Consider the following 24255-nt stretch of genomic DNA (forward strand, 5'->3'; position numbering starts at 1 on the left):
GATCCGGACCAGGTGGGCCGGCGGGTACGCGGGGATCGCCTACTGATCGCATGCGCTACGGGCGGATGTTAATGCGAGGTATGCCCATTTTGTCGCAAGCCGGCGGCCTGCGGTGGCTGGACGCGCGCGACGAGATCGAATCAGGCCGTTCGGCTACTGCGCGCCGAGGCGCGCGTGCATCTCCCAGACCAGGATCTCCGACGGCCTGCGGGCGATGACGCGCTGGCCGCCGGACCGGGTCAGCCGGACCGCGTCGCCCTCGTCCAGGGTGCCGACGCCTTCCATCTCCACCTCGCCGCTCGCGACGAATACGTGCAGGTAAGGGGCGTCGGGCAGATCGATGACGTGCTCGGGATCGCCGGTCATCCGGGCCACGTGGAACGCCGCGTGGCTGCTGTTGATGGCGATGGCGGTGCGATCGCGGTAGCGCGGCAGGCCGGCGGCCACGGTCACCAAACCGCCGGACGCCAGCTCGTCGTCGATCTCGAGCTGTTGATAGCCGGGTGTGAGGCCCGGCTCATCGGGGACGACCCACATCTGCACGAAATGCACCGGCTCGTCGTGCCGGGCGCCGTCGATCCGCCACGCGTCGTTCTTCTCCGAGTGCAGGATGCCGGTGCCCGCGCTCATCCGCTGGGCCAGACCCGGGTAGATGATGCCGCTGTGGCCGAGCGAGTCCTGATGGACCAGGCTGCCGCCGAGCACCCAGGTGACGATCTCCATGTCCCGGTGCGGATGCGTGTCGAAGCCCTGACCGGGGGAGACCACATCGTCGTTGTTGACCAGCAGCAGGCCGTGGTGGGTGTTGTCCGGATCGTAGTGCTCCCCGAACGAGAACGAATGCTTCGAATCCAGCCAGGAAACCCGCGTCTTCATGCGGTCGCCTGCTCGATGGACGTCGATGTGTGGTGTCGTGAGTGTGGACATCAGGTCCTCCTCTCGGGACCGTGCACCGATCACCTTTCAGGGTAGGAGCACAGACGTCGCGGTACTCCACATTCCTAGTAAATTGTCCTGCACTCGGCATTTTACGCGAGCGACCAGCGGGTGAACGTCAGGCGAGCAGAACCGACCGGTCCAGCGACCCGGTGGGTGCGCGCTTCCCACGCCCGGGCCGGATTCGTAAAATGATGCGCCGCAATGCAACCGGAGGTGACGAAGAGATGCGACCCGAGGCCCTCGCGCGCATCGAGCGACAACTCCGCAGCGAGGCGCGCCGCGACGGCATCGCCCACTTCGTGGTCGGCGTCGCGGTGTTCCGCGAGCGCAAACTCCTGGTGGTGCGCCGGGTGCCGGACGACTATCACGGCGGCATGTACGAACTACCCGGCGGCGGAGTCGAATCCGGCGAAACCTTCGCCGAATGCGTCGAACGGGAGCTGTTCGAGGAGACCGGCCTGCGGGTGCGCCGCATCACCGACTTCCTCGGCGGCATCGACTACGCCACCCGAACCAAGTCCCGAGTACGTAAATTCAGCTTCCTGGTCGACGTCGAACCGGGCGAGGTGGCCCTCGAACCCGGCGAGCACGACGCGTTCGCCTGGATCGACGCCGGCGCCCTCGACCAGCTGCCGATGGCGCCGGACATGCGCGCGGCGGTCAGCGCGCTGGTCACCGGCGCGCACTGATTCGGCGCGAATCCGCCGCAGCCAGTAACCTCGCGGCGTGTCCACTGGTCGCTCGGAGAGCTCCATTCCCTCGGACGAGCGGCCGGAGCCGCTGTGGACTGCGCTACGCCAGAGCCCGGGCGTGCTGCGGTTGGCGCTGGTGCGGTTCACCGGTCAGTTCGGGGACGGGATGTTCCAGGCGGCGCTGTCCGGGGCGATTCTGTTCAATCCCGAGCGGCAGACCGATCCGCTGGCGATCGCCGCCGGCTTCGCGGTGCTGCTCTTGCCGTATTCGCTGATCGGGCCGTACGCGGGGGCGCTGCTGGACCGGTGGGATCGGCGCACGGTGCTGCTGGTGGCGAACGTGGCGCGGGCGGTGTTGATCGCGCTGGTCTGCGCGGGACTGCTGGCCGGGCTCGGGGAGACGCCGCTGTTGTTGCTCGCGCTGGCCGTGGTGGGGATCAGCCGATTCGTGTTGTCGGGCGTATCGGCGGCCTTGCCGAAGGTGCTGGCCAAACACTGGCTGGTGCCGATGAATTCGGTGCTGGCCACGGTGGCCTCGGGCTGCGCGGGGCTCGGCGCGGCCACCTCGGTGGCGGTGATCGGGTCGATCGGGGCGGGCGACTTCGCCTCGGCGGTGGCGGTGGCGATCAGCGGGCTCGGGCCGGTGGTCAGCGCGCTGCTGGCGGCGGGGTTCGCGCCGCGGGTGCTCGGCCCGGACGCGGGCGGGCCGTCCGACGAGAGCACGGTGCGCGCGATCGCCACCGGCCTGCGCACGGGTGCGACGGCGGTGTGGGAGTCGGTACAGGTGACCACCGCGATGCTGGGCATCGGTACGCACCGAATCGTGTTCGGCATCAACACCTTGATCATGGTGCTCGTGCTGCGGCAGGGACCGGCCCACGGTTCCGCGTTGAGCAGCGGGCTGCTCGGGTTCGGGGTCGCCATTGCCGCTATCGCCGCGGGCATGCTGGTGGCGGCCGTGGTCGCGCCGCTGCTGATTCCGCGCCTCGGCCGATCCAAGACGGTGGTGGCCGGCCTGTTGACCGCGACGGTGGTCCAGTTGACGCTGGTCACCCCGATCGCCATCGTGGACGAGGGCGCGGCGGTGCCGCACGCGCACAAGCTCTTGTTGGTGGGCGCGTTCCTGCTCGGGCTGGCCGGGCAGACGATCAAGCTGACCGGCGACGCGACGATGCAGATGGATATCGATGACGCCCGGCGCGGACAGGTATTCGCGTTGCAGGACACGGTGTTCAATATCGCGTTCATCCTGGCGATCGCCGCGGCGGCGCTGGTTATCCCGGACGACGGGCGGTCCTTGCCGGTGATTGTGGTGGGCGCCGGAATCTATTGCGCGGGAATTGCCGCCATCGCGCTCAATATGCGGCGGCGGAAACTCGGCTGACGCTATTTATTCAGGTGATGACCGGATCGTCGTCCAGGTGCCGTCCGGTGGGATTCATCCGCTGGGCCAGGTAGTCGGGTAGGTCGTCCGGGGGCCGGTGCGACGGTGGCGGGTCTTTGAGCGTCGGCTGATGCGGCGGCTGTTCGTCGACATTCGACCAGCCGGGGATCGGATCCTGCGGTGCGGCATCGGCGGCCGTGTGCTGGTGGGCCTCCATGTGGTCGGTGCGCACGATCCAGTCGAGCGGTTCGCTGACGGCGTCGGACGCGGTGCCGGTGATGTGGTGATTCCAGGTGCCGAACCCGGTCGGGTCGGTATAGAAGTGGTCGAGGACGCCGTCGTTGTCCACGTCCAAGGCGGCCACGTCGGCGATGCCGGAACCGCAGGTGTCCCACATCGCGTCGTCGGTCAGGCCGTCGCCGTCGAAGTCGAGCTGGACCGCGTCGGCCGTGGCCGAGGCCGGGCCGGCCAGTTCCAGATCGGCTTGGCTGTGCCAGACGTGCACCGTGCCGTCGCCCGTGCCGAACACGTACTCGATCTCGTTCATATGTGATTGGACGCGCGCGACCGACATTCGGTTCCCTATTTCGCACAGTCCATTCCGGTAGGTTTCTTTTCGCTTCGGCCCGATTCGACAGGAGTCAGCGACACATGGGTTTTCCGGCGCGGAATCGTGATACGTGATGCGCCGCTTCGGAAGCCGATCCGCTGGTGCACCGGCATTGTTCGGTGCGGTGCTCGGCGGGCTGTGCCTGCTGCCCGTCCCGGCCGCGCAGGCCGCGCCGTTCCCCTGGGCCCCCTCGCCGGTAAATAGTTGCGGCGAGGTCGGTTTCGATCCGCTGAATCGCGAGCGCGATCCCGCGCTGCCGCCGCTGCCTTCGGTGGTGCTACCCGAGCGGATCGACATTCCGGTGCCGATTCCGCAGCTCACGCCGATCACGGTGCCCGGACCGGAGCCGGACAGGACCAGGATCGACCCGGGTCCGCCGGCCGCCGATCCGTGCCACACGCCGTGCCCCGAAGTCCGCGACATCGCGAAACCGCCTGAGCCGAACCCTGATCCGAGCCCGTTCCCGGAAGCAGGCCAACCGCCTGGCCCGAGTTCGGCCGACCCGATCAAGGTGCCGCGCATCGAATTCAAGCCCGAGATCGAACCGATCCCGGTGCCGGTCCCCGGCGGACCCGGCCTCGCGCCACAGCCCGCACCGCCGGTGGTGACGCGCCCCGCGGAACCGGGACCACTCGCCGCACCGGTGGCCGAACCACGGGTCACCTCGGTGGAACTGGCAGGCCAGATCACCGGGCACGGCTCGCAGAATCGCACCGACCTGCGCTGGCAGGTGGACGGCACCGACCTCGGCGTGATGTGGGAGACCAAGCCGGGGGAGGTCGCCGTCGTGTTCGGCGACACCTTCGGCAAGGGCTGGCAGGTCGGCGGCGCCGGGCACGACGACCAGGACTGGCGCAGCAACGTGCTGGGTTACAGCACCGATCACGAGCTGTCCGACGGCATGTCGCTGGACGCCATGGTGCAGGACAGCCGCTGCCACGCCGCCGAGATCCTGGACAGCCGCAAGATCAAGAACTGGGAGACCACCACCATCCCGACCTCCGGCTTCGCGCTGGGCGACCGGCAGTACCTGAGCTACATGTCGGTGAATCGGTGGAGCCGGATCCCGGGACTGTGGTCGAACAACTACGGCGGGCTCGCCTACTCCGACGACAACGGGCGCACCTGGACCAAGGATCAGCATGCCAAGTGGGACAACCTGTTCGGCGTCGGCCGGTTCCAGGTCGCGGCGATGGTGCCGCAGGGTGACTACGTCTACATGTTCGGCACGCCCAACGGACGCGTCGGCGTGATCGGTCTCGCGCGGGTGCCGAAGGACGACGTGCTCAACACCTCGGCCTACCAGTACTGGGTGAACGGCAGCTGGGCGCCGGCCGCCGAAAATCAGGCCACCCCACTGGTTCCCGGCCTGGCCAGCGAGGTGTCGGTGCGCTACGACCGGGACAACGCGCAGTGGCAGATGGTGTATCTGGACTCCGGTCGCGGCGCGATCGTGGTGCGCAATGCGGCGGAACCCCAAGGCAGTTGGACCGAGGCGGCGCAGCTGCTGTCCACGGCCGACTATCCGAAGTCCTACGGCGGGTTCATCCATCCGTGGTCGACCGGCAAGGATCTGTACTTCACCATTTCGTCCTGGGACAGCTACAACGTGTATCTCATGCACGCGCAGCTGGATTCGGCGAACTGAGTCAGTCCTCGACGAACCGGACGAGACCACCCGCGCGGATCAGTGCGGGCGGATCGCGGTCCACGTCCCACATCCGCAGGCCGGTGGTGCCGATGAGGTGCCAGCCGCCGGGGGTGCTGCGCGGATAGACGGCCGAGTAGCCGCCGGCCAGTGCGACCGCGCCCGCCGGGATGGTGGTGCGGGACTCCGGGCGACGCGGCACGGTCAATCGGGCATCGGGTGACTCCAGATAGCCGAAGCCGGGGGCGAATCCGACGAAGGCGCATCGCCACATCGTTCCGGTGTGTGCGGCGATTACTTCGGCTTCGGCCAGTCCGAGTAGTCGCGCGACCTCGGCGAGATCGGCGCCGTCGTAGCGCACCGGGACGACCAGCGGATCGTCCGGAGAATCGTTGTCGCGCAGTGTTCCACGGGAAACAATGCCCGAATCCTGTTCTGCCGTCGGCTGTTGCAGCTCGCGCAGCAGGGTCGCCAACTCGTGCCGTACGGATTCCGCGTGCTTCGGCGAAAGCAGCGTCACGAGAACGGTTTCCGCGGCGGGCAGGATGTCCTGCGCACCTTTCGGTGGGTGCAGACGCAGAGCCGCAACCAGTTTCGCGACCTCGTCGTGGTGCGACGGCAGCACGAGCAGCGCGCAGTCGCCGGCGGCCCGGATCTGCCGTTCCGGATCCGCCGCTGCCGGTTCGCGGTCGGTCATGCTCAGCCGAACGATTCGACCGGCACCCCGACCTCGTCCAGGGCCGTGCGAATGAGTCGCGCCATCTCGACCGCGGCCGGAGTGTCGCCGTGCACGCAGATGCTGGCCGCCCGCACCGTGACCTCGCCGGATCCGTCCACCGTGCGCGCCGTGCCCGACATGGCGATCGAAACCGCCTGCGTGACCGCCTCATTGGTGCCGAGCACCGCGCCGGGCAGGCCACGCGCGGCGAGCGTGCCGGCCGGCGTGTACGCGCGGTCGGCGAATCCCTCCCCGACGAATCGCACCTTCGCCGCCTCCGCCGCCTGCTCCAGCTGCGAGCCGGCCGGACCCAGCAGGGCCAGCTCCGGGTCGTAATCGACCAGCGCGCCCAGCACCGCGTCCGCGAGCTGCCGGTCCCGAGCGGCCGAATGGTAGAGCGCACCATGCGGTTTCACGTACCGCACCCGATCACCGGCCGCCTTGGCGAACGCGTCGAGGCTGCCGATCTGGTACAGCACCTCGTCGCGCAGCTCGGCCGGAACCATGGTGACCTCGCGCCGACCGAACCCGGCCAGATCGCGATAGCCGACGTGCGCGCCGATCCGGACGCCCTTCTCCACGGCGAGCCCGCAGGTCCGGCGCATGATCGAGGGGTCGCCCGCGTGGAACCCGCAGGCGATGTTGGCGCTGGTCACGATGTCCAGCATGGCCGCGTCGTCGCCCATCTTCCACGGACCGAAGCCCTCGCCGAGATCGCTGTTCAGATCCAGCGGCATATGCACCCTTTCCGTGGCGGTGTGTCGGACCGCACCCGATTCTCGTTGTGCCGGTGCTCTCCAAGCAAGAATGCCCGGTCAGGACGGGGTGCTCAGCGCCGAACGCGACCTGGGTCACAGGACGATGGTCCAGTTCAGCGTCGGCAAGTACGCTCGGACCAATCATGGCCACGTATTTCGATCCGAAGTCCTGGTCGCCGCTACGGGCCGTCGATCTCGGCAAGCGCCTGTTCGAGCAATCCTGGCTGGAACAGTGGATCTCCGTCACCACCTCCTGGGTGGACGCGGGCGCCGACCTCGGTGCGGGCACCGTCACGGCGCTGATGCCGGACGCCCTGATGACCGTGCTCAGCGAAGGCATCCTGAGCCGCTTCGGCGGGCAGGAGGTCAGCGCCACACTGCTCGGCCACGACCTGCACGCCACCTTGCAGGTGCTGAAGGTCCGCCGCCGCGGCGCGCATTTCCAGACCAAGACGGTCCTGTCCCGGCTGCGCTGGGACAACCACCCGATCGAGGCCGTGACCGTGATCGCGCACGGCGTCCGGCTCATCCCCGGCGTGCCGACGAAGGTGCGGGCGGCGCGGCTCGACCTCGAGGGCACGGTCACCACCGCGGCCCTGGTCGGCTGGATCAACAGCCAGCCGCTGGACTGGGTGCTGGATATAGAGGACAGCGGACTGATCCGGGCCAAGCACCGGCGCCGACGGCTGACCGCGCTGGTGGACGCCTCCGTGACGGACAACCGGGTGACCGTGGACCTGCTCCGCGCCACCTGGCTGGGCCTGCGGATGCCGCGCCGGATGATCGGCACGCCCGCGCTGCTGCTCGAGCAACTACCGAATCAGGCGCGCATCGTGCACGCCACCCGCGACGGCGATCTGGTCCGCTTCCGGATCGAGCTGCCGGAGATCACCGGGTCGTTCGATCTGGCCCAGATCCGCTCCGCCATCGTCACCGGGACGACGCTGATCGTCTTCTAGGCCTGGGCTTTCCACCACTCCTGCAGGGCCGACTCCGCCTCGTCGCGGGTCATCGGGCCGCGATCCAGGCGCAGCTCCTTGAGGAACCGCCACGCCTTGCCGACCTCGGGACCCGGTGGCAGGCCGAGCAATTCCATGATCGCGTTGCCGTCCAGGTCGGGGCGGACCTTGGCCAGATCCTCCTGCTCCTGCAACTTCGCGATGCGCGTTTCCAGGTCGTCATAGGTGCCGCGCAGCGCGGCGGCCCGGCGCTTGTTGCGGGTGGTGCAGTCGGCGCGGACCAGCTTGTGCAGCCGGGGGAGCAGCTCGTCGGCGTCGGTGACGTAGCGGCGCACCGCGGAATCGGTCCACTGGCCCTTGCCGTAACCGTGAAAACGCAAGTGCAGGAACACCAGCCGGGCCACGTCCTCGGTGAACTGCTTCGGGTACTTCAGCGCGCGCATCCGCTTGCGCACCATCTTCGCGCCGACCACCTCGTGGTGATGGAAGCTGACGCCGCCGCCCGGCTCGTTGCGCTTGGTGTCCGGCTTGCCGATGTCGTGCAGCAGCGCGGCCCAGCGCAGCACCAGGTCCGGGTCGCCCTCCTCCAGGTCGATGGCCTGCTGGAGCACGGTGAGCGAGTGCCAGTAGACGTCCTTGTGCTGGTGGTGCTCGTCGATCTCCAGCTTCATCGCGGGCACCTCGGGCAGCACCCGCTGGGCCAGCCCGGTCTCGCACATGATGTTGATGCCGTCGATCGGGTGCGCGCCGCCGATCAGCTTGTCCAGCTCCACCCGGACCCGCTCGGCGGTGATCCGCTCGATCTGCTCGGCCATCGCGGTGATCGCCGTGTGCACCCGCGGATGCAGCTCGAAGCCGAGCTGGGAGACGAACCGGGCGGCGCGCAGCATGCGCAACGGGTCGTCGTTGAACGAATCCTCCGGCGCCGCAGGCGTATCCAGCAGGCCGGCCAGCAGCGCGTCCATCCCGCCGAGCGGGTCGACGAACTCCAGCGAGCCGTCCGAGCCGATCCGCACCGCCATCGCGTTGACCGTGAAGTCGCGGCGGACCAGGTCGTCGCCGAGGTTGTCGCCGAAGGTGACCTCGGGATTGCGCGAAACCCGGTCGTAGTTGTCGCTGCGGAAGGTGGTGATCTCCAACTGCTGGCCGCCCTTGGACCCGCTGACCGTGCCGAACGCCAAACCGCCGGTGTCCCACAGATGATCGGCCCAGCCGCGCAGCAACTGCTGCACCTGCTCGGGGCGGGCGTCGGTGGTGAAGTCCAGATCGGTGCCGAGCCGGCCGAGCACCGCGTCACGCACGCTGCCGCCGACCAGATACAGCTCATGACCGCTCGCCGCGAACATCTCGCCGAGCGGTTCCAGTACCTCCGACAGCCTGCCCAGCGTCACCGCCGCGGCAGCCAGCAATCGGGTACGTCTATCCAGCTCTGCGTCCTCGGACTCGGTCGAAACCACGAAATAGCAGCTTACCGAGCCCTACCAAGCGAGATTCCGGCGCAGTGTCGGTTGCGCGGGGCGTGCGTCAGCGCAAATCCAACACAGTAGGATTGCTTGGTGTCTCCGGCCGATCGCGCGAACAGTCGACGCCGCCAGCCTCGGCGCCGCGGTTCGGCCGCCAACGCGGCGAAACCGCGCATGCGCACGGTCCGCGAAACCTCGGCCGGTGGCCTGGTCGTGGACGGTTTGGACGGCCCGCGGGACAAGCGCAGCGCGGCCCTGATCGGACGCACGGATCGGCGCGGACGGCTGCTGTGGTCGCTGCCGAAAGGGCATATCGAGGAGGGCGAGACCTCCGAGCAGACCGCGATCCGCGAGGTGGCCGAGGAGACCGGGATCAACGGGGTGGTGGTCGCCGAACTCGGCAGCATCGATTACTGGTTCGTCACCGATGGGCGGCGGGTACACAAGACCGTGCATCATTATCTACTGCGTTCCACCGGCGGCGAACTGTCCGATGCCGACGTGGAGGTCACTCAAGTGGCGTGGGTGCCGTTGAGCGAGTTGAATTCTCGACTGGCGTACGCGGACGAACGACGCTTGGCCGAAGTGGCGAACAAGCTGATCGACCGGATGGAGACCGGCAAGCGATGAGGCGATGGATGGCCCTGCATCGCGCAGCGATTCCATGGGGGGTGGTGGCCGGGTGGCGGGCGGGCCTGTTCCGGATCATCGTGGCGGTCCTGACCATCTTGGGTTCGGCGACGGTACTGCCGATGCTGGCGGTACCCGCGCAGGCGCAGCCGACCGGTACCGGGTCGGAGTCGGGGCCGAAATTCCTGAAGCTGTCCCTGGATTCGGTGACGCCGACCGCGGTGACCACGACCAGCGATTCGACGCTGACGGTGTCCGGTTCGATCATGAATATCGGGGACCGCAAGGTCAAAGACCTCACCATCCGGGTACAGCGGGCGGCCGCGGTCGCGGTGCCCCGCGACCTGCGCGCGACTTTGCAGCAGGACCAGGTCAATTACGAGGTCAACGGTGACTTCGAAGACGTGGTGGCGCAGCTGGACAAGGGCGAGCGCACCAAGTTCACCGTCACTATTCCGCTGCGCCCGGGCGGCAGCAGCGGCAAGAGCACGCTGAATATCACCGAGCCGGGCGTGTATCCGCTGCTGTTGAACGTGAACGGCAAGCCCGACTACGGCAGCCAGGCCAGGCTCGACGACGCCAGGTTCCTGCTGCCGGTGCTCGGCGTGCCGCCGCCCACGGCGAAGAGCACCGACGCGCCGGACGCGAGTCAGGCGGTGACCGCGCCGACCGACGCGCCGGTGGCCACCACGCTGCTGTGGCCGCTGGCCGACCGTCCGCGCCTGGTCGCGGGCCGGCCGGGGACCGCGGACGGGCAGGTCGAGCTCACCGACGACGAGCTGGCCGCGTCCCTCGCCAAGGGCGGGCGGCTCGATCAGCTGCTCGGCGCGTTGGAGACGGTGTTCGACACCACGCCGACCCGCGATCGCGCCCTGGCCGCCTCGGTGTGCCTGGCGATCGATCCGGACCTGCTGGTCACGGTGCAGGAGATGACCAAGGGCTATCGGGTGCTGGCCAGTCCGTCCGATCCGGACGGCGCGACCCGCCCGGGAACCGGTGCGGCCCAAGCCCAGACCTGGCTGGACCGACTGCGCGCGCTGACCGGCACGATGTGCTCGGTGGCCTTGCCGTTCGCGCAGGTAGACCTGGACGCGCTGGCCGCGGTGAACGATCCGGACCTCTCGGCCAGGGCGATGAACGCGCCCGCCGAACTGGTCGACTCGATTCTGGCCACCAAGTCGGTGCGCGGGGTGAGCCTGCCGGATTCCGGCAGCATCGACAACGGCGCGGGAATCCTGTTGCGCAGTCATGGTTTCGGCACCGCCGTGCTGGCCGACTCCGCCATCGCGCCGGAAGGCACGGCGGGGACGTCCGAGGCGACGCAGACGTCCACCGGTCGTGGGGACAGCAAGAAACTGCCGACGCAGACCACGGTGCCTGCGGAAGGCGTGAACCCGGACGTCGTCCGGGTGCCCTCGGTCACCGCGCCGGTGCCACCGCCGGCCACGCCCGCGCCACCGGCCGCCAATCCGCCCGCACCGAACGGGAATCCGACGACCGCCCCGGCCGTCGACCCGGCGCTGCACGTCGCGACCTTCGACATCTGGTCGGCCACGGCGCTGGCCGCGCTCGGCTCCAACCCGCCGACCCCCTCGTTCACCCCCACCAAGGTCCGCTACGAGGTCAGCAACGACTCCAGGGTCGCCCGGTTGCAGGACGCGCTCGGCGCGATCTCTTGGTCCGCGCTGAACCCGCAGCCGAACCAGCCGCGCTCCTTATTACTCGTCCCGCCGCAGCAGTGGAGCGCGAGCAAGGACGAGGGCACCGCGCTGCTGCGGCAGATCGAACTGCTGGTGCGCAGCAATCTCGCGACGCCGCGGCCGTTCCAGGACCTGGTCACCCAGCCGCCGGACCCGCAGCCCTACGAGCTGGACTATCTGACCCAGGCCGCCGCGGACGCGGTGCCGGACCGGTTCATCGGGCCGGTGCGCGAGCAGGGCCGCCGGATCAGCGAGCTGATGCGCGCGCTGGTCGAGGTGCCGGAGGCGGATCCGACGCCGCGCGAGTTCCTCGACCCGCTGCGCGACGACCTGCTCCGGGTGCTCAGCCTGTCCGATCGGCGCACCGGCGACGCGGCCCAGGCCGACACCTTCGCCCAGCGCCGGATCGACCAGAACACCCGGGCGATGGACAACATCTATCACTCGGTGACCGTGCTGCCGCCCGGCGGCGTGTACACCCTCGCGTCCGAGCAGAGCCCGTTGCTGCTGGTCGCGCGGAACAATCTGCCGGTGTCCATCCGGATCAAGTTCCGCATCGAGGCGCCCCACGAGGCAAAGATCACCGACCTGGGCGAACAGCAACTGCCGCCGAAGGGGACACGCTCGTTCCAAATCCCGACCGAGGTGAGCGACAGCCGTAACCTGGTGATTCCGATCTCCCTTACCACACCGGACGGGATTCCACTGGGGAATGCCACCTCGGTCTCGGTGCGCTCCAACGCCTATGGTCAAACCCTGGCCATAATTACCGCATGTGCCGGAGTACTGCTGTTTCTGTTGGCCGGGCGCCGCTTGTGGCGTCGGTTCCGCGGCCAGCCGGACCCGGCCGACGAAGGTTTCGATCCGAGCACCCGGCGCCGGGTGAATCGATACCGGCGGGCCAAGAACCGCGTCATGCAGCAGGAGCACCAGGAGGCACAGTGAGGGAAGGTGAGCTAGCGCCCTCTGTTGTGTCACCGGCCGCGTCTACCGGATTTGGACGTCCGACAAACCACAGTGGCAGAGTGGAGGACAATCGCGGAAGGCTCGCATCGGCGCAGGGGCGGTGTGAGTAATGGGCAGTACCAGGAGGAACGGTGAGCGATTCAGCGTGGACGCCGCTCGCCGAGCCGACCGGGTTGCACTGCCGAGCCGGGCGCAGGAGGCATGATGAGCGACGATGACTCATCGGCGCATCGGCCTCGATCCGATCGGCGAGACGGGCCACCGGCCCGTCGGGCGCCGGTTGCGCCGTGGGAACGGTTACCGCCGCAGGCGGAGGCCGAGGACCCGGACATGAACGCCGGCCCGCACGAACCGCCCTCGCCCCGAGTGCCGCACATCAGCCGGCCCTCGGCGCAGCCGTGGCCGGGCCAGCGCATGCCACCCGGACCGCCCCAACGGCCACCGGGCCCGCCGCAACGGCCCGCACCCGCACCGCACCCGGGGCAGCGGCAATATCCCGCACCGCCGCCCGCCCAGCCCCGACCGATTCCGCCCGGCCAGCGGCCAGGACCGCCGCCCGGTCAATCCGGCGCGATCCCGGCCAGCCCGCCGCGCCCCGCGCCCGGTCAATCCGGCGCGATTCCCGCCAGTCCGCCGCGGCCCGCACCGGGTCAGCCAGGTCAGATGCCGCCCGGCGCTCCGCGTCCGGCACCCGCGCGACCCGCGCCGGGTCAGTCCGGGCCGATCCCGACCAGCGCACCGCGCCCCGGACCCGGACACTCGGGCCCGATTCCCGCGACGCCGCCGTCCAACCGGATGCCCCCGCCGCGCTACGCACCGCCGCAGGCGCGGCCGGAGCCGGCCCCGCCGCCGCACCGCCGCGCACCCGTGGCGGTCGCCGAGGGCAACCGGCCGCGCACCCAGGAGTGGCCCGCCGCCACGAAAGCGGCCGAGCAGAATTCGAATTCGAGTTCCAGGCTGCTGAGCGACTCCGGATCGATGGCGTTCGTGACCCTGATCAGCCGGGTCACCGGCTTCGCTAAACAGCTGCTGCTGCTGACCGTCCTCGGCCCGGCCATCGCCTCCGCGTTCACCGTGGCCAGCCAGATCCCGAATATGATCGCCGAACTGGTGCTCGGCGCCGTGCTCACCGCGATCGTGGTGCCGACCCTGGTGCGTGCCGAACAGGAGGACCCCGACCACGGGGTCGCCTTCGTCCGGCGACTCGTCACGGCGGCGTTCGTGGTGCTGGCCACCGCCGCGCTGCTGGCCACGGCCGCCGCGCCGCTGCTGACCACCTATGTGTTCCTGTCCGACGACGGCAAGGTCAATACCGGCCTGACCACCGCGCTGGCCTTCCTGCTGTTGCCCGCCATCCTCTTCTACGGCATGTCCGCCCTGCTGACGGCCATCCTCAATACCCGACAGCAGTTCAAGCCCGGTGTCTGGGCACCCGTGCTGAACAACCTCGTCGTGCTGACCGTGCTCGGTCTGTATGTGCTGATGCCCGGTGAGATCAGCCTGAACCCGGTGCGAATGGGCGAGCCGAAACTGCTGGTCCTCGGCGTCGGCGTCACGCTCGGCGTGGTGGTGCAGGCGCTGAGCCTGGTGCCCGCGATTCGCCGCGAGCACATCGATCTGCGGCCGCTCTGGGGAGTCGACGCGCGGCTCAAGCAGTTCGGCGGGATGGGCGCGGCCATCATCCTGTACGTCCTGATCAGTCAGGCCGGGTTCGTCTTCGCGACCCGTATTTCCTCGCATGCCGATGCCGCGGGTCCGGCGATCTACAACAACGCGTGGCTGTTGTTGCAGCTGCCGTACGGCGTCCTGGGCGTCACAGTGCTGACCGCGATCATGCCGCGGCTGAGCCGCAACGCCGCCGCCGATGACACCCCCGCGGTGGTCGATGACCTTTCCGCCGCCACCCGGCTGACGATGATCGCCCTGCTGCCGGTGGTCACCTTCCTGACCTTGGCCGGCCCACAGGTCGGGCAGGCGCTCTACGGATACGGCAACTTCGGCAGCGGCGACGCCGCCCGCCTCGGCCTCGCGGTCAGCTGGTCGGCCTTCTCGCTGATTCCCTACGCGCTGGTGCTGATCCACCTACGCGTGTTCTACGCCAGGGAACAAGCCTGGATCCCGACCTGGATCATCCTCGGGATCACCGCCGCCAAGATCACCTTCTCGGCGATCGCGCCGATGGTCACCGACGCCGAGCATGTGGTGATCGCGCTCGGCGTGGCCAACGGTCTCGGCTTCGCGGTCGGCGCGGTGGTCGGCGGGTTCCTGCTGCACCGCAGTCTCGGCGACCTGCGCATGTCGAACGTCAGCCGGACCATCACCCGGGTGCTGTTCGCGTCGGTGGCCGGTGGCGCGGTCATGTGGATCGTGGACCGGGTACTCGGACTCGAGCGCCTGACCGCGTCGTTCGGCGGTCCCGGCTCGCTCATCCGGGTGGCGATCACCGCCATCGTCATGTTCTCGGTCGCCTTCGGCCTGATGCGCCTGGCGGGGGTCCCGGAGATCGTCGCGATCACCGTGGCCATCTCCCGGCGGCTCGGCTGGACGCCGCCTGCCCCCGATCTCGATCTCGACGGTCCGGTCGACGATCAGTACGCGACTCAGGTACTGCGCAGGCCAGACCCGTATCTGGCATACGCTGGGTACGACCCGCACATGGATGCTCAGACCATGGTCTTGCCCGTGATCCGAGCCGATGCCGTTGACATCACCGGCATGGGCGAGTTCCCGTACCCTGTTCGGCAGAGAAGCACAAGTGGCGAAATCGCCGGAACCTCGAATTACCAGGGCGAAGGAGGACCGAGGGTGAGCGACGACGCGGTGGGCGGCGTCCCAGCCGCTGATTCTTCTGCGACCGCGGCAGGCGGATTGTCTACGGACGCTCCGCCCCCCGGGGGAGAGCCGTCGGATCCCGCGTACGCGAACCGCGAGACCGGCACCGGTCCACCGGATCACGACGCGGATGCGCCGGATCACGAGCCGGCCCCGCAGGGTCCGCACGAGCGCCAGAGTCCGGTACCGGCACGCGATCCGATGTACGACACCGGGATGATCCCGATCGGATCGCCGGAGATGCCACCACTCGGTGGCGAGAACCTGGGTTCGCGGCGCACGCCGCGCGGCCCGAAGCTGATTCCCGGCGCGTCGGTGGCCGGTGGCCGATACCGGCTGCTCGCCGGGCACGGCGGAGCGCGCGGCCTCAAGTTCTGGCAGGCGCTCGACATCAAGCTCGACCGCGAGGTCGCGCTGACCTTCGTCGACGCCGATCAGACGGCAGGCGAGAACTCCGGGCACGACGGTCCGCAGGCCATTCTGTCCCGCACGCTGCGCCTGGGCCGGATCAACTCACCCGGCCTGGCCCGGGTGCTCGACGTGGTCCGCGGCAGCTCCGGCGGCATCGTGGTGGCCGAGTGGACCCCTGGTCGCTCGCTGCGCGAGATGGCGGAGACCGTGCCCTCACCGATCGGTGCCGCACGGGCCATCCGAGCCTTGGCCTCGGCGGCCGAGCTGGCCCATCGCGGCGGCGGCTCGCTGTCCATCGATCACCCGGACCGGATCCGGATCAGCGCGACCGGTGATGCCGTACTGGCGTTCCCCGGCACCCTGGGCGATTCGGACGCGCAGTCCGACGTCCGCGGCCTCGGCGCCATGCTCTACGCGTTGATCACCGCCCGCTGGCCGATCCGCTCCGGCGGCGTCACCGGCACCGCCGCAACCGTCGGAGGGTTGCGGCTCGCCGATTTCGGCCCGGACGGCACCCCGGTGGAACCGCGCACCATAAGACCCGAGGTGCCCTTCGAGATCTCGGCGGTCGCGGTGCGGTCGCTGGAATCGAACAAGGGCGTGCGCACCGCCGCGACCGTGCAGCACGTGCTCGAGCAGGCGTCGGTGGTGGATCAGAAGACCGATTTCATCCCGGTGCTGCGGCTCGGTCAGCGGCCGCCGTCGGCCCCCGACGAGTCGCTCGCCGACCCGGAACTGCTTGCCGCGGAACGGGAGAGATCCCAGCGGATGATGTGGATCATGGTCGGCCTCGGCATCCTGGCCGCGCTGGTGGTCGGCATCGTGATCTGGTGGATGGTCAGCGTGTTCGCGCCGGGCGCCTCGGACGCGCCGCTCAACGAACAGCGCAATATCGGCCTCACCACGAACAACAGCGCGCCGGCCACCCCGGCCGCCGCCGGGCCGGTCGCCCCGTCGGGTGGCGTGCCGGTCCCGGTGACCGGCGTGACGGTGTTCTCCCCGGAGGGCACCCCGGACGGGGTCGGCAACGTGAACGCGGTGCTCGATCAGAATCCGGGCACGCTGTGGCGGACGGATCAGTACTACCAGCAGTTCCCCGCGCTCAAGAAGGGCGTCGGGCTGCTGGCCACGCTACCCAGCCCGGCCAAGCTGACGAACATCTCGATCAACTCGCCGAGTGCTGGCACCTCGGTGGAGATCCGCACCTCGCCGACCACGTCACCGACCCTGGATCAGACCCAGCTGATCGGCACGGCAAAGCTCAACGACGGGGTCACCGACATCCCGGTACGGGCCGATCAGGCCGCCCGCTACGTGCTCGTCTGGATCACCGGACTGGGCAACTCGGGTGGACAGTTCCAAACCTCGATCGCTGATATACGTTTCGACGCCGCTCCCTAGCACCACCGCTGCGCTGCCCGCCGCACGTGAGGTGAACCGTGCAGGCCATTCTCCGACGCCCTTCCGCTGCGTCGCCCCGCGAATCCTGATCGCCCCGGTTTGGTTGCTGTGCAATCGCGAGTAACGATATGATCTCCTCGCGCTCTCAGCACAGGGGAGCTTCCCGGGTTCTGGTTTTTTCGATCCTGGATGCTGCGAAATTTCGGTGATGGTCGACCGTGTCCGTCACCACCGTGAGCGCTGTCCAAGGGGTTGGCATTGTCGTCGGAACTGAACGAGAATTTCCGCGGGGGGACATCGCGGCCTGCTGCCGCGTACCGCGAACGCTCGTTCGTGGGCGCTGACTACACCGATGTCGAGCTGTTGCAAGCGCACGTGCGCGGCCAGCGGCACGCCTTCGCCGAGCTGCTGCGCCGACACAACGATCATCTGTGGCAGACCGCGCTGCGCACCTCCTACACCCGCGAGGACGCCGCGGATTGCCTCCAGGACGCGCTGCTGTCCGCGCACCGCACGGCCCACTCGTTCCGGGCCGAGGCCGAGGTGCGCAGCTGGCTGCACGCGATCGTGGTGAACGCCTGCCTGGACCGGATCCGGCGCAACAAGATCCGCAAGGCTGTCTCACTCACGCCGGAGACCATGCCGGAACCCCGCGACGACCGGGACAAGGTCGCCGAATTCGAGATGTCGCTGGTGGTGGATCAGGCGCTGTTCGCGCTGCCGCCGGATCAGCGCACCGCCCTCGTTGCCATCGATCTCGAGGGGTACAGCGTGGCCGAAGCCGCCGCTATGCTCGGTGTTCCGGAGGGGACGATCAAGAGCCGCTGTGCCCGCGGGCGGCAGCGTCTACAAGAACGATTGGAATTTCTGCGCGATCCGGGGAACCGGAGGTAGTTGAGATGCGTCATTAATAGTGACGAACCCGTAGACGATGTCCATGTAGTTCCCCAGCCCGAGGGAATCCCCGCGATGTCAGACGAGAACACTGGAGGTGCCATGGCAACCAGGTCCATGCCGCAGCCTCCGTTCTCGGCGGAACTGCTCGCCGACCTGCACGCCGACAATGTGGCGCCCGAGCTGCGCGAGCAACTGTGGCCCGTGGTCCGGCAAGACGGGGACGCGTTGCGCTTCGTGCACGCGTTGGACGACGTCAGCGCCGACTTACGCGCGCTCGGCCGCAGCGACCAGATCATCCACACGATGCCCGACGACATCGCCGCCCGGCTGGCCGAGTTCGTCGACGGCTTCGACCTGGACGAGGAGCCCACCGAGACGGGCGCGACCATCTATCGGCTGCCGGTCGCGGCCACACCCGATTCCGACGAGGAAACAGTGCGGGCCCGCACTCCGGTTGCCGCCCAGCCAGTTACCGATGACGAGACCGTGCGGGTCACCCGGACTCCGGTCACGGGCGAGCCCACGCCCGACGATGAGACCGTGCGGGTCATCGGCACTCCGGTCGCGGCAGACGATGAGACGGTCCGGGTCGCCCGCACCCCGGTCACTGCCACCCCCGAAGCCGACGACGAGACCGAACGTGTTCTCCGGACGCCGGTCGCCGCGGGCCCGGAAGCCGACGTGGACACAGTGCGTGCGTCCCGGCCGGCCGCGCCGATCTCGCTCGACGACCACCGGCGCAACCGGCTGCGCTGGTTCACCGCCGCGGCCGCCGCCGTAGCGGTCGTCGCCTGCGCCTCCATCGCGCTGACCGTGGTGCGCGGCAACGACGCCACCCCATCGGCCCAACCGACCTCGGACAGCACCCAACTCGGCGAGGACCTCAGCGCACCCGCGATGCTCAGCGCGCTCGGGCGCAACGATGCCACCGGCCTGCTGGGCAACCCGGCCGCCAGGGAACGCTGCATGCGCGCCAACGGACTCGAACGCACCGTCCTGGGCTCGAACAACATCCGCTATCAGGGCAAGGACGCGGTGCTGATCCTGCTCACCGGCCCGCGCACGCCGAAGATCACCGCGCTGGTCGTCGGAACCGGTTGCACCACAGACGATCCGCAGCACCTCACGGTGCAGGACATCGGTTGAGTGACCCACGCGACAACCGCCCGCGCGGGTATCCGAACGCCACCGTCGCGGCACTGAGCCGAACCTCACGTGGGACCCGGCCGGCCCAGGAACAATAGCCATTACCCTGTTGTTGACCGAGACGTCCATTGATTTCTCCCCCGGAAGGGCCTCATGAGTGCGCCAGTTCGCGACCTGATCATCGTCGGCTCCGGACCTGCCGGCTACACGGCCGCCGTGTACGCGGCCAGGGCCGAGCTCCAGCCGCTGGTGTTCGAAGGCACCCAGTTCGGTGGCGCCCTGATGACCACCACGGAGGTGGAGAACTTCCCCGGCTTCCGCGAGGGCATCATGGGCCCGGACCTGATGGAAGAGATGCGCGAGCAGGCCAAGCGCTTCGGCGCCGACATCCGCACCGAAGACGTGGACGCGCTCGACCTCAGCGGCCCGATCAAGACGGTCACCGTCGGCGACGAGACCTACCAGGCCTACGCGGTGATCCTGGCCATGGGTTCGGCCGCCCGCTACCTCAACGTGCCCGGTGAGCAGGAGCTGCTCGGGCGCGGCGTGAGCGCCTGTGCCACCTGCGACGGATTCTTCTTCAAGAACCAGGACATCGTCGTGGTCGGCGGCGGCGACTCCGCCATGGAGGAAGCCACCTTCCTGACCAAGTTCGCGGCCAGCGTCACCATCGTGCACCGCCGCGAGGAGTTCCGGGCCTCGCGCATCATGCTGGAGCGGGCCAAGGCCAACGAGAAGATCAAGTTCCGGCTCAATGCCGAGGTCGCCGAGGTCAAGGGCGACGGCAGCGTGACCAGCCTGGTGCTGCGCGACACCCGCACCGGGGAGACCTCGGAGCTGGCCGCGACCGGCCTGTTCGTCGCGATCGGCCACGATCCGCGCAGCGAGCTGGTCCGGGACCAGGTCGAACTGGACGACGAGGGCTACGTGCAGGTGGTGCACCCGTCGACCGCGACCAAGGTGGCCGGCGTGTTCGCCGCGGGCGACCTGGTCGACCACACCTACCGCCAGGCGATCACCGCCGCGGGCACCGGTTGCCGCGCGGCCATCGACGCCGAGCGCTGGCTTTCCGAGCAGGGCGATATCAGCTCGAACACCCTGGACCACGCGGGCCACACGGTCGCCGTGCCCGCCAACTGACGTCGTCTCCATCCCGTCGCTCGCACCGCGGGTGACGGGGCCGGGGGCGGTTGGTAATTCAGCAAGGAGAACCCATGTCCGACAGTGCCACCAAGAACACGATCACCGTCACCGACGCGACTTTCGCCGACGACGTGCTGCTCAGCGAGAAGCCCGTCCTGGTCGACTTCTGGGCCACCTGGTGCGGCCCGTGCAAGATGGTCGCCCCGGTGCTGGAGGAGATCGCCGGCACCCACGCGGACAAGCTCACCGTCGCGAAAGTGGACGTCGACGCGAATCCCGGCACCGCCCGCGATTACAAAATCCTCTCGCTGCCCACTATGATGCTGTTCCGCGGCGGTAAGCCGGTGAAGCAGATCGTCGGCGCGAAGGGCAAAGCCGCCCTTTTGCGCGAACTCGACGGCGAGATCTGACACCCGTCGCGCAAATGCCATAGGCGCCAAAGGCCGTCGAGATCCATCGACGCGCCGTAGGATGCCTGGACCCGGGAATGCCGAATTCCCGTCCGGGTCTGAGACAATCGACCGACGCCGGTCGTGCGCAGGGTGTATCCCATCGCATGAGTGGGTACCCGGATTGACGGAAGGAAAGGGCTCTCACGCATGCACCGACTTCGTCACGGCGATAGCGGTCCAGCCGTAGCAGAGGTTCGGAGCACCCTGGCAAGTCTCGGGTTCTTACACGCACACGTCGACACCGATCACGCCGACGCCCGCGAGTACTGGAAAGACACCGAGGCCTCCTTCGACCACCGCCTCGATTCCGCGGTCCGCGCCTTCCAGCAGCACCGCGGACTGCTCGTCGACGGCGTGGTCGGCCCGGCCACCTATCGAGCGCTGAAAGAGGCCTCCTACCGCCTCGGCGCGCGCACGCTGATCTATCAGCTCTCCGCGCCGCTGTACGGCGACGACGTCGCGACGCTGCAGCGCAAGCTGCAAGACCTGGGCTTCTACGTGCACCGGGTGGACGGCTACTTCGGCCCGCACACGCACGAGGGCCTCACCTCCTTCCAGCGCGAGATCGGCCTGGCCGCCGACGGCATCTGCGGGCCGGACACCCTGCGTTCGCTCGACCTGCTCGGCGCCCGCGTCACCGGCGGCAACCCGCACCGGATCGCCGAGGAGGAAGTGGTGCACCGGGCCGGACCGCAGCTGACCGGCAAGCGCATCGTCATCGACCCCGGTCTCGGCGGACCCGACAAGGGCCACCCGGTGCCGACCGAATACGGCGACGTGTACGAGTCGGAAATCCTGTGGGACTTGGCAAGTCGGCTCGAAGGCCGGATGGCCGCCACCGGCATGGAGACCTTCCTGTCCCGCCCGTGGGGCGCCAACCCGACCGATGCCGAGCGTGCCGACACCTCGAACGCCTTCGACGCCGATCTGATGATCTCGCTGCGCTGCGCGACCAATCCGAGCCCGCTGGCCAACGGTGTCGCCGGCTTCTACTTCGGCAACTCGCACGGCTCCGCGTCGATGATCGGTCAGGTGCTGGCCGGGTTCATCCAGCGTGAGGTCGTCGCGCGCACCTCGCTGCAGGACTGCCGCACGCACGCCCGGACCTGGGATCTGTTGCGGCTCACCAAGATGCCGACGGTGCAGATCGATATCGGTTATCTGACAAACGATTACGACGCCACCGTGCTCACCAATCCCCGCATGCGGGACGTGATCGCCGAGGCGATCCTGATCTCGGTGAAGCGTCTGTACCTGCTCGGGCAGGACGATCAGCCAACGGGCACTTACACTTTCGCGGAACTGCTGGCGGAGGAACTGGCCGCAGCCGACCGGATGTAACCGAAGCTAGAACAGACGCCCCCTGCCAATTAGATCGGCAGGGGGCGTTTCTACGTCCAATGTTTCAGCGAACTCCGACGCGTGCCGGGGGAGTCATCGCCGCGGCAGCCAGCAGCTGATCGAGCGCGCGCTCCACGTCTTCCTTCCACCCGTGATCGGAATCGAGCTCCAGGCGCAGCCGCGGGAATCGGTGATGCGGCGCGATCACCTTGAAACCGACCTCCTCCAGGAAGTCGGCCTCGATCATGCAGGTCTCCGGCGAGCACTCGGTCATCGAGCCGGAGTTCGAGCCGGAACTCTTGATCGGCGAGATGATCCGCTCCATCAGCGTCATCGAGCCGAACCGCTCCGAGAGCGCCTGCGACGGCGGATCGGACCGGATGCCGAACGACTCCAGCGCACGCACGCCGCGACGCACCAGATCGGCCACCACGGCCTGCATGAGCTGGTGGGCAACCTCGTTGTCCTGGTACGGGAATTCGGCCTGCAGCGTGGTCAGCAGGACCGCGTCCGGGCTTACCGGTGAGGTGGGGAAGAGGGACGCTCGCGGCACCGCGCTCGGCGGCGAATAGAGGGCGCAGCCCGCGACATTGCCGTCGACGTTCGCCACCTGCCCGCAGGAACCCCACTCCAGCAGCACGGTGGACAGCCAGGCCTCCTTTTCGAAGACCGGGTCGCTGAAGCCGCGCGAGTCCTCCGCGACGGCCGGATCCATCTCCCAGAACACGCAGCGCCGGGAGTGCGCGGGGAGCTTGTCGAGCCCGCCGAGGGTAAGTGCTGTGACGCTGGTCGACACTGCTCTGCTCAGCCTCCAGCTGTCCGATTCGTCCACACTCATGTCCGCGCCTCGCCTGTGCTCGACGCCGGCCCGCGTGCGGCATCCTGGCCCATGGTTCGCGTTTTAGTCACACCGCATCACTATGTTCTTGCCAGCAAGAATAAGCGATCAACAGAACCCGCCTCATTCCACGTCGCTGTGCTGTTGGTTAAGAACTTGTGTTGGTCCGTCCGGGAGTCGATGCGCTCCGCTGATTCGCGGAAATCGCGCGTCCGTCACAGTGACGTTTCGGCTCCGAGGGCGTACCTGTCGCGTTCACAAGTCTATTTCTGTCACTTCTGTCACATATCGTGCTTGGCCTGTTCCATGAGGCTGACGATCCGCTCGAGGTCGTCCACCGAGCCGAACTCGACGACGATCCGGCCTTTTCGCTTGCCCATGCTCACGATCACCCGGGTGTCGAACGACCCGGACAACCGATCGGCCACATCCTGCAAACCCGGCATGTGGATCGGCTTGCGCTGCGGGGTAGGCGGGGCCGCCGGATCCGGCGCCGGTGCGGTCTCCTGATTCGCCAGGATCACCGCCTCCTCGGTGCTGCGCACGGATAGCCCCTCGGCGACAACGCGCTTGGCCAGTTCCTCCTGCGCGTCCGCGCCGGCGGTCAGTCCGAGCAGTGCCCGCGCGTGGCCGGCCGAGAGCACGCCCGCCGCCACCCGGCGCTGCACCGAGATCGGCAGCTTCAGCAGCCGGATCATGTTGGTCACGGCGGAGCGGGACCGGCCGATGCGATCGGCGAGCACCTCATGGGTGACGCCGAACTCTTCGAGCAACTGCTGATACGCGGCCGCCTCTTCCAACGGGTTCAGTTGCACCCGGTGGATGTTCTCCAGCAGCGCGTCGCGCAGCATCGACTCGTCGGCGGTCTCCCGGACGATCGCGGGGATCGCGGCAAGACCGGCGACCTGCGATGCGCGCCACCGGCGTTCGCCCATGACGAGCTGAAACTTGTCCACTCCCGGCTCGACCCGACGCACCACGATCGGCTGCATCAGACCGAATTCCTTGATCGAGTGCACCAACTCGTCGAGCGCCTCGGCCTCGAACACCTGACGCGGCTGCTTCGGGTTCGGCTCGATCTGCTCCGGCGGGATCTCGCGGTAAACCGCGCCGCCGGAGGAGAGGTCGTCCTCGGTCGGGTCCGGGACCCGATGCAGGTAGGCCGAAGCGGGCTGCGGCCCGATCGGATCCAGACCGATGACGCTGGCCGCTTGACTGCTGAGCCCCGGCGCAGTCGCCGGTCCCGTCGGGATCAACGCGGCGAGACCGCGTCCTAGCCCACCCTTCTTCGCCTGACTCATCGGTCTACAGACCCCTTCCTCGTTCC

The 24255-nt window shown here is 68.6% G+C and carries 19 protein-coding genes; 12 read left to right on the forward strand and 7 right to left on the reverse strand.

Translation table 11 applies throughout. The features are described 5' to 3' along the window. Window positions 1-153: 153 nt before the first annotated feature. A complete protein-coding gene (locus AB0M22_RS14495) occupies window positions 154-927 on the reverse strand; it encodes a pirin family protein (protein ID WP_364725595.1) in 774 nt (257 codons plus the stop codon). 236 nt (window positions 928-1163) lie between these two features. Here AB0M22_RS14495 and AB0M22_RS14500 point away from each other — a divergent pair, with 236 nt between their 5' ends. After that, window positions 1164-1628 carry an NUDIX domain-containing protein gene (locus AB0M22_RS14500; RefSeq protein WP_364725599.1) on the forward strand — a complete coding sequence of 155 codons (465 nt, stop codon included), beginning with the start codon at window positions 1164-1166 and terminating at the stop codon, window positions 1626-1628. A 37-nt stretch (window positions 1629-1665) separates the two neighbouring features. Further along, window positions 1666-3015: an MFS transporter gene (locus AB0M22_RS14505; protein ID WP_364725602.1), complete on the forward strand. Its 1350-nt coding sequence runs from the start codon at window positions 1666-1668 to the stop codon at window positions 3013-3015. 10 nt (window positions 3016-3025) lie between these two features. Here the strand turns inward: AB0M22_RS14505 and AB0M22_RS14510 are convergent, their stop codons facing one another. Continuing rightward, window positions 3026-3562: a hypothetical protein gene (locus AB0M22_RS14510; RefSeq protein ID WP_364725604.1), complete on the reverse strand. Its 537-nt coding sequence runs from the start codon at window positions 3560-3562 to the stop codon at window positions 3026-3028. 136 nt (window positions 3563-3698) lie between these two features. Between AB0M22_RS14510 and AB0M22_RS14515 the strand changes: the two genes are divergently transcribed. After that, window positions 3699-5273 (forward strand): DUF4185 domain-containing protein, encoded by a 1575-nt coding sequence (locus AB0M22_RS14515; protein WP_364725606.1) that lies wholly within the window; start codon window positions 3699-3701, stop codon window positions 5271-5273. 1 nt (window position 5274) lies between these two features. Here the strand turns inward: AB0M22_RS14515 and AB0M22_RS14520 are convergent, their stop codons facing one another. Further along, on the reverse strand, window positions 5275-5970 hold the full coding sequence (locus AB0M22_RS14520; protein ID WP_364725609.1) for an allophanate hydrolase subunit 1: 696 nt from the start codon (window positions 5968-5970) through the stop codon (window positions 5275-5277). 2 nt (window positions 5971-5972) lie between these two features. Then, window positions 5973-6728 (reverse strand): 5-oxoprolinase subunit PxpA, encoded by a 756-nt coding sequence (locus AB0M22_RS14525; protein WP_364725612.1) that lies wholly within the window; start codon window positions 6726-6728, stop codon window positions 5973-5975. A 164-nt stretch (window positions 6729-6892) separates the two neighbouring features. On the opposite strand from AB0M22_RS14525, the gene AB0M22_RS14530 reads away from it, so the two are divergent. Next, window positions 6893-7708: a hypothetical protein gene (locus tag AB0M22_RS14530; protein ID WP_364725615.1), complete on the forward strand. Its 816-nt coding sequence runs from the start codon at window positions 6893-6895 to the stop codon at window positions 7706-7708. Here the strand turns inward: AB0M22_RS14530 and AB0M22_RS14535 are convergent. Then, on the reverse strand, window positions 7705-9165 hold the full coding sequence (locus AB0M22_RS14535; protein WP_364725618.1) for a CCA tRNA nucleotidyltransferase: 1461 nt from the start codon (window positions 9163-9165) through the stop codon (window positions 7705-7707). The two genes, AB0M22_RS14530 and AB0M22_RS14535, sit on opposite strands and share 4 nt — an antisense overlap. Window positions 9166-9264: 99 nt before the next feature. Here AB0M22_RS14535 and AB0M22_RS14540 point away from each other — a divergent pair, with 99 nt between their 5' ends. From AB0M22_RS14540 to AB0M22_RS14575, 8 genes are all read left to right on the forward strand, one after another. Next, on the forward strand, window positions 9265-9801 hold the full coding sequence (locus tag AB0M22_RS14540) for an NUDIX hydrolase (protein WP_150400452.1): 537 nt from the start codon (window positions 9265-9267) through the stop codon (window positions 9799-9801). 8 nt (window positions 9802-9809) lie between these two features. Next, window positions 9810-12446 (forward strand): DUF6049 family protein, encoded by a 2637-nt coding sequence (locus AB0M22_RS14545; protein ID WP_364725622.1) that lies wholly within the window; start codon window positions 9810-9812, stop codon window positions 12444-12446. Between the two features lie 222 nt (window positions 12447-12668). Beyond that, the gene (locus AB0M22_RS14550) at window positions 12669-17111 is read left to right on the forward strand and encodes a lipid II flippase MurJ (protein ID WP_364725625.1); all 4443 of its coding nucleotides are present in this window, start codon (window positions 12669-12671) and stop codon (window positions 17109-17111) included. 333 nt (window positions 17112-17444) lie between these two features. Beyond that, entirely contained in the window at window positions 17445-18005 is a 561-nt protein-coding gene (gene sigM, locus AB0M22_RS14555) for an RNA polymerase sigma factor SigM (protein ID WP_364725628.1), read from the forward strand. Window positions 18006-18107: 102 nt separating this feature from the next. Next, complete coding sequence (locus AB0M22_RS14560; protein ID WP_364725631.1) at window positions 18108-19154, forward strand: hypothetical protein; 1047 nt, start codon at window positions 18108-18110, stop codon at window positions 19152-19154. A 153-nt stretch (window positions 19155-19307) separates the two neighbouring features. Beyond that, on the forward strand, window positions 19308-20294 hold the full coding sequence (gene trxB, locus AB0M22_RS14565; protein WP_364725634.1) for a thioredoxin-disulfide reductase: 987 nt from the start codon (window positions 19308-19310) through the stop codon (window positions 20292-20294). 74 nt (window positions 20295-20368) lie between these two features. Continuing rightward, window positions 20369-20707 carry a thioredoxin gene (trxA, locus tag AB0M22_RS14570; RefSeq protein WP_364725637.1) on the forward strand — a complete coding sequence of 113 codons (339 nt, stop codon included), beginning with the start codon at window positions 20369-20371 and terminating at the stop codon, window positions 20705-20707. Window positions 20708-20896: 189 nt separating this feature from the next. Next, window positions 20897-22090, forward strand: coding sequence for an N-acetylmuramoyl-L-alanine amidase (locus AB0M22_RS14575; protein WP_364725640.1), 1194 nt, complete (start codon window positions 20897-20899; stop codon window positions 22088-22090). A gap of 64 nt (window positions 22091-22154) precedes the next feature. Here AB0M22_RS14575 and AB0M22_RS14580 read toward each other — a convergent pair whose 3' ends face one another. Continuing rightward, window positions 22155-22886 (reverse strand): GNAT family N-acetyltransferase, encoded by a 732-nt coding sequence (locus AB0M22_RS14580; RefSeq protein WP_364726932.1) that lies wholly within the window; start codon window positions 22884-22886, stop codon window positions 22155-22157. Between the two features lie 323 nt (window positions 22887-23209). Next, window positions 23210-24229: a ParB/RepB/Spo0J family partition protein gene (locus tag AB0M22_RS14585; protein ID WP_364725643.1), complete on the reverse strand. Its 1020-nt coding sequence runs from the start codon at window positions 24227-24229 to the stop codon at window positions 23210-23212. Window positions 24230-24255: the final 26 nt, after the last annotated feature.

The sequence above is a fragment of the Nocardia sp. NPDC051756 genome (assembly GCF_040681495.1).
Taxonomy (GTDB): domain Bacteria; phylum Actinomycetota; class Actinomycetes; order Mycobacteriales; family Mycobacteriaceae; genus Nocardia.

Coding starts and splice junctions, on each gene's coding strand:
- AB0M22_RS14560 (WP_364725631.1), top strand. CDS start 18,108: ATGGCAACCAGGTCCATGCCGCAGCCTCCGTTCTCGGCGGAACTGCTC.
- AB0M22_RS14500 (WP_364725599.1), top strand. CDS start 1,164: ATGCGACCCGAGGCCCTCGCGCGCATCGAGCGACAACTCCGCAGCGAG.
- AB0M22_RS14525 (WP_364725612.1), bottom strand. CDS start 6,728: ATGCCGCTGGATCTGAACAGCGATCTCGGCGAGGGCTTCGGTCCGTGG.
- AB0M22_RS14550 (WP_364725625.1), top strand. CDS start 12,669: ATGATGAGCGACGATGACTCATCGGCGCATCGGCCTCGATCCGATCGG.
- AB0M22_RS14545 (WP_364725622.1), top strand. CDS start 9,810: ATGGCCCTGCATCGCGCAGCGATTCCATGGGGGGTGGTGGCCGGGTGG.
- AB0M22_RS14515 (WP_364725606.1), top strand. CDS start 3,699: ATGCGCCGCTTCGGAAGCCGATCCGCTGGTGCACCGGCATTGTTCGGT.
- AB0M22_RS14530 (WP_364725615.1), top strand. CDS start 6,893: ATGGCCACGTATTTCGATCCGAAGTCCTGGTCGCCGCTACGGGCCGTC.
- AB0M22_RS14510 (WP_364725604.1), bottom strand. CDS start 3,562: ATGAACGAGATCGAGTACGTGTTCGGCACGGGCGACGGCACGGTGCAC.
- AB0M22_RS14585 (WP_364725643.1), bottom strand. CDS start 24,229: ATGAGTCAGGCGAAGAAGGGTGGGCTAGGACGCGGTCTCGCCGCGTTG.
- AB0M22_RS14575 (WP_364725640.1), top strand. CDS start 20,897: ATGCACCGACTTCGTCACGGCGATAGCGGTCCAGCCGTAGCAGAGGTT.
- AB0M22_RS14520 (WP_364725609.1), bottom strand. CDS start 5,970: ATGACCGACCGCGAACCGGCAGCGGCGGATCCGGAACGGCAGATCCGG.
- AB0M22_RS14495 (WP_364725595.1), bottom strand. CDS start 927: ATGTCCACACTCACGACACCACACATCGACGTCCATCGAGCAGGCGAC.
- trxA (WP_364725637.1), top strand. CDS start 20,369: ATGTCCGACAGTGCCACCAAGAACACGATCACCGTCACCGACGCGACT.
- trxB (WP_364725634.1), top strand. CDS start 19,308: ATGAGTGCGCCAGTTCGCGACCTGATCATCGTCGGCTCCGGACCTGCC.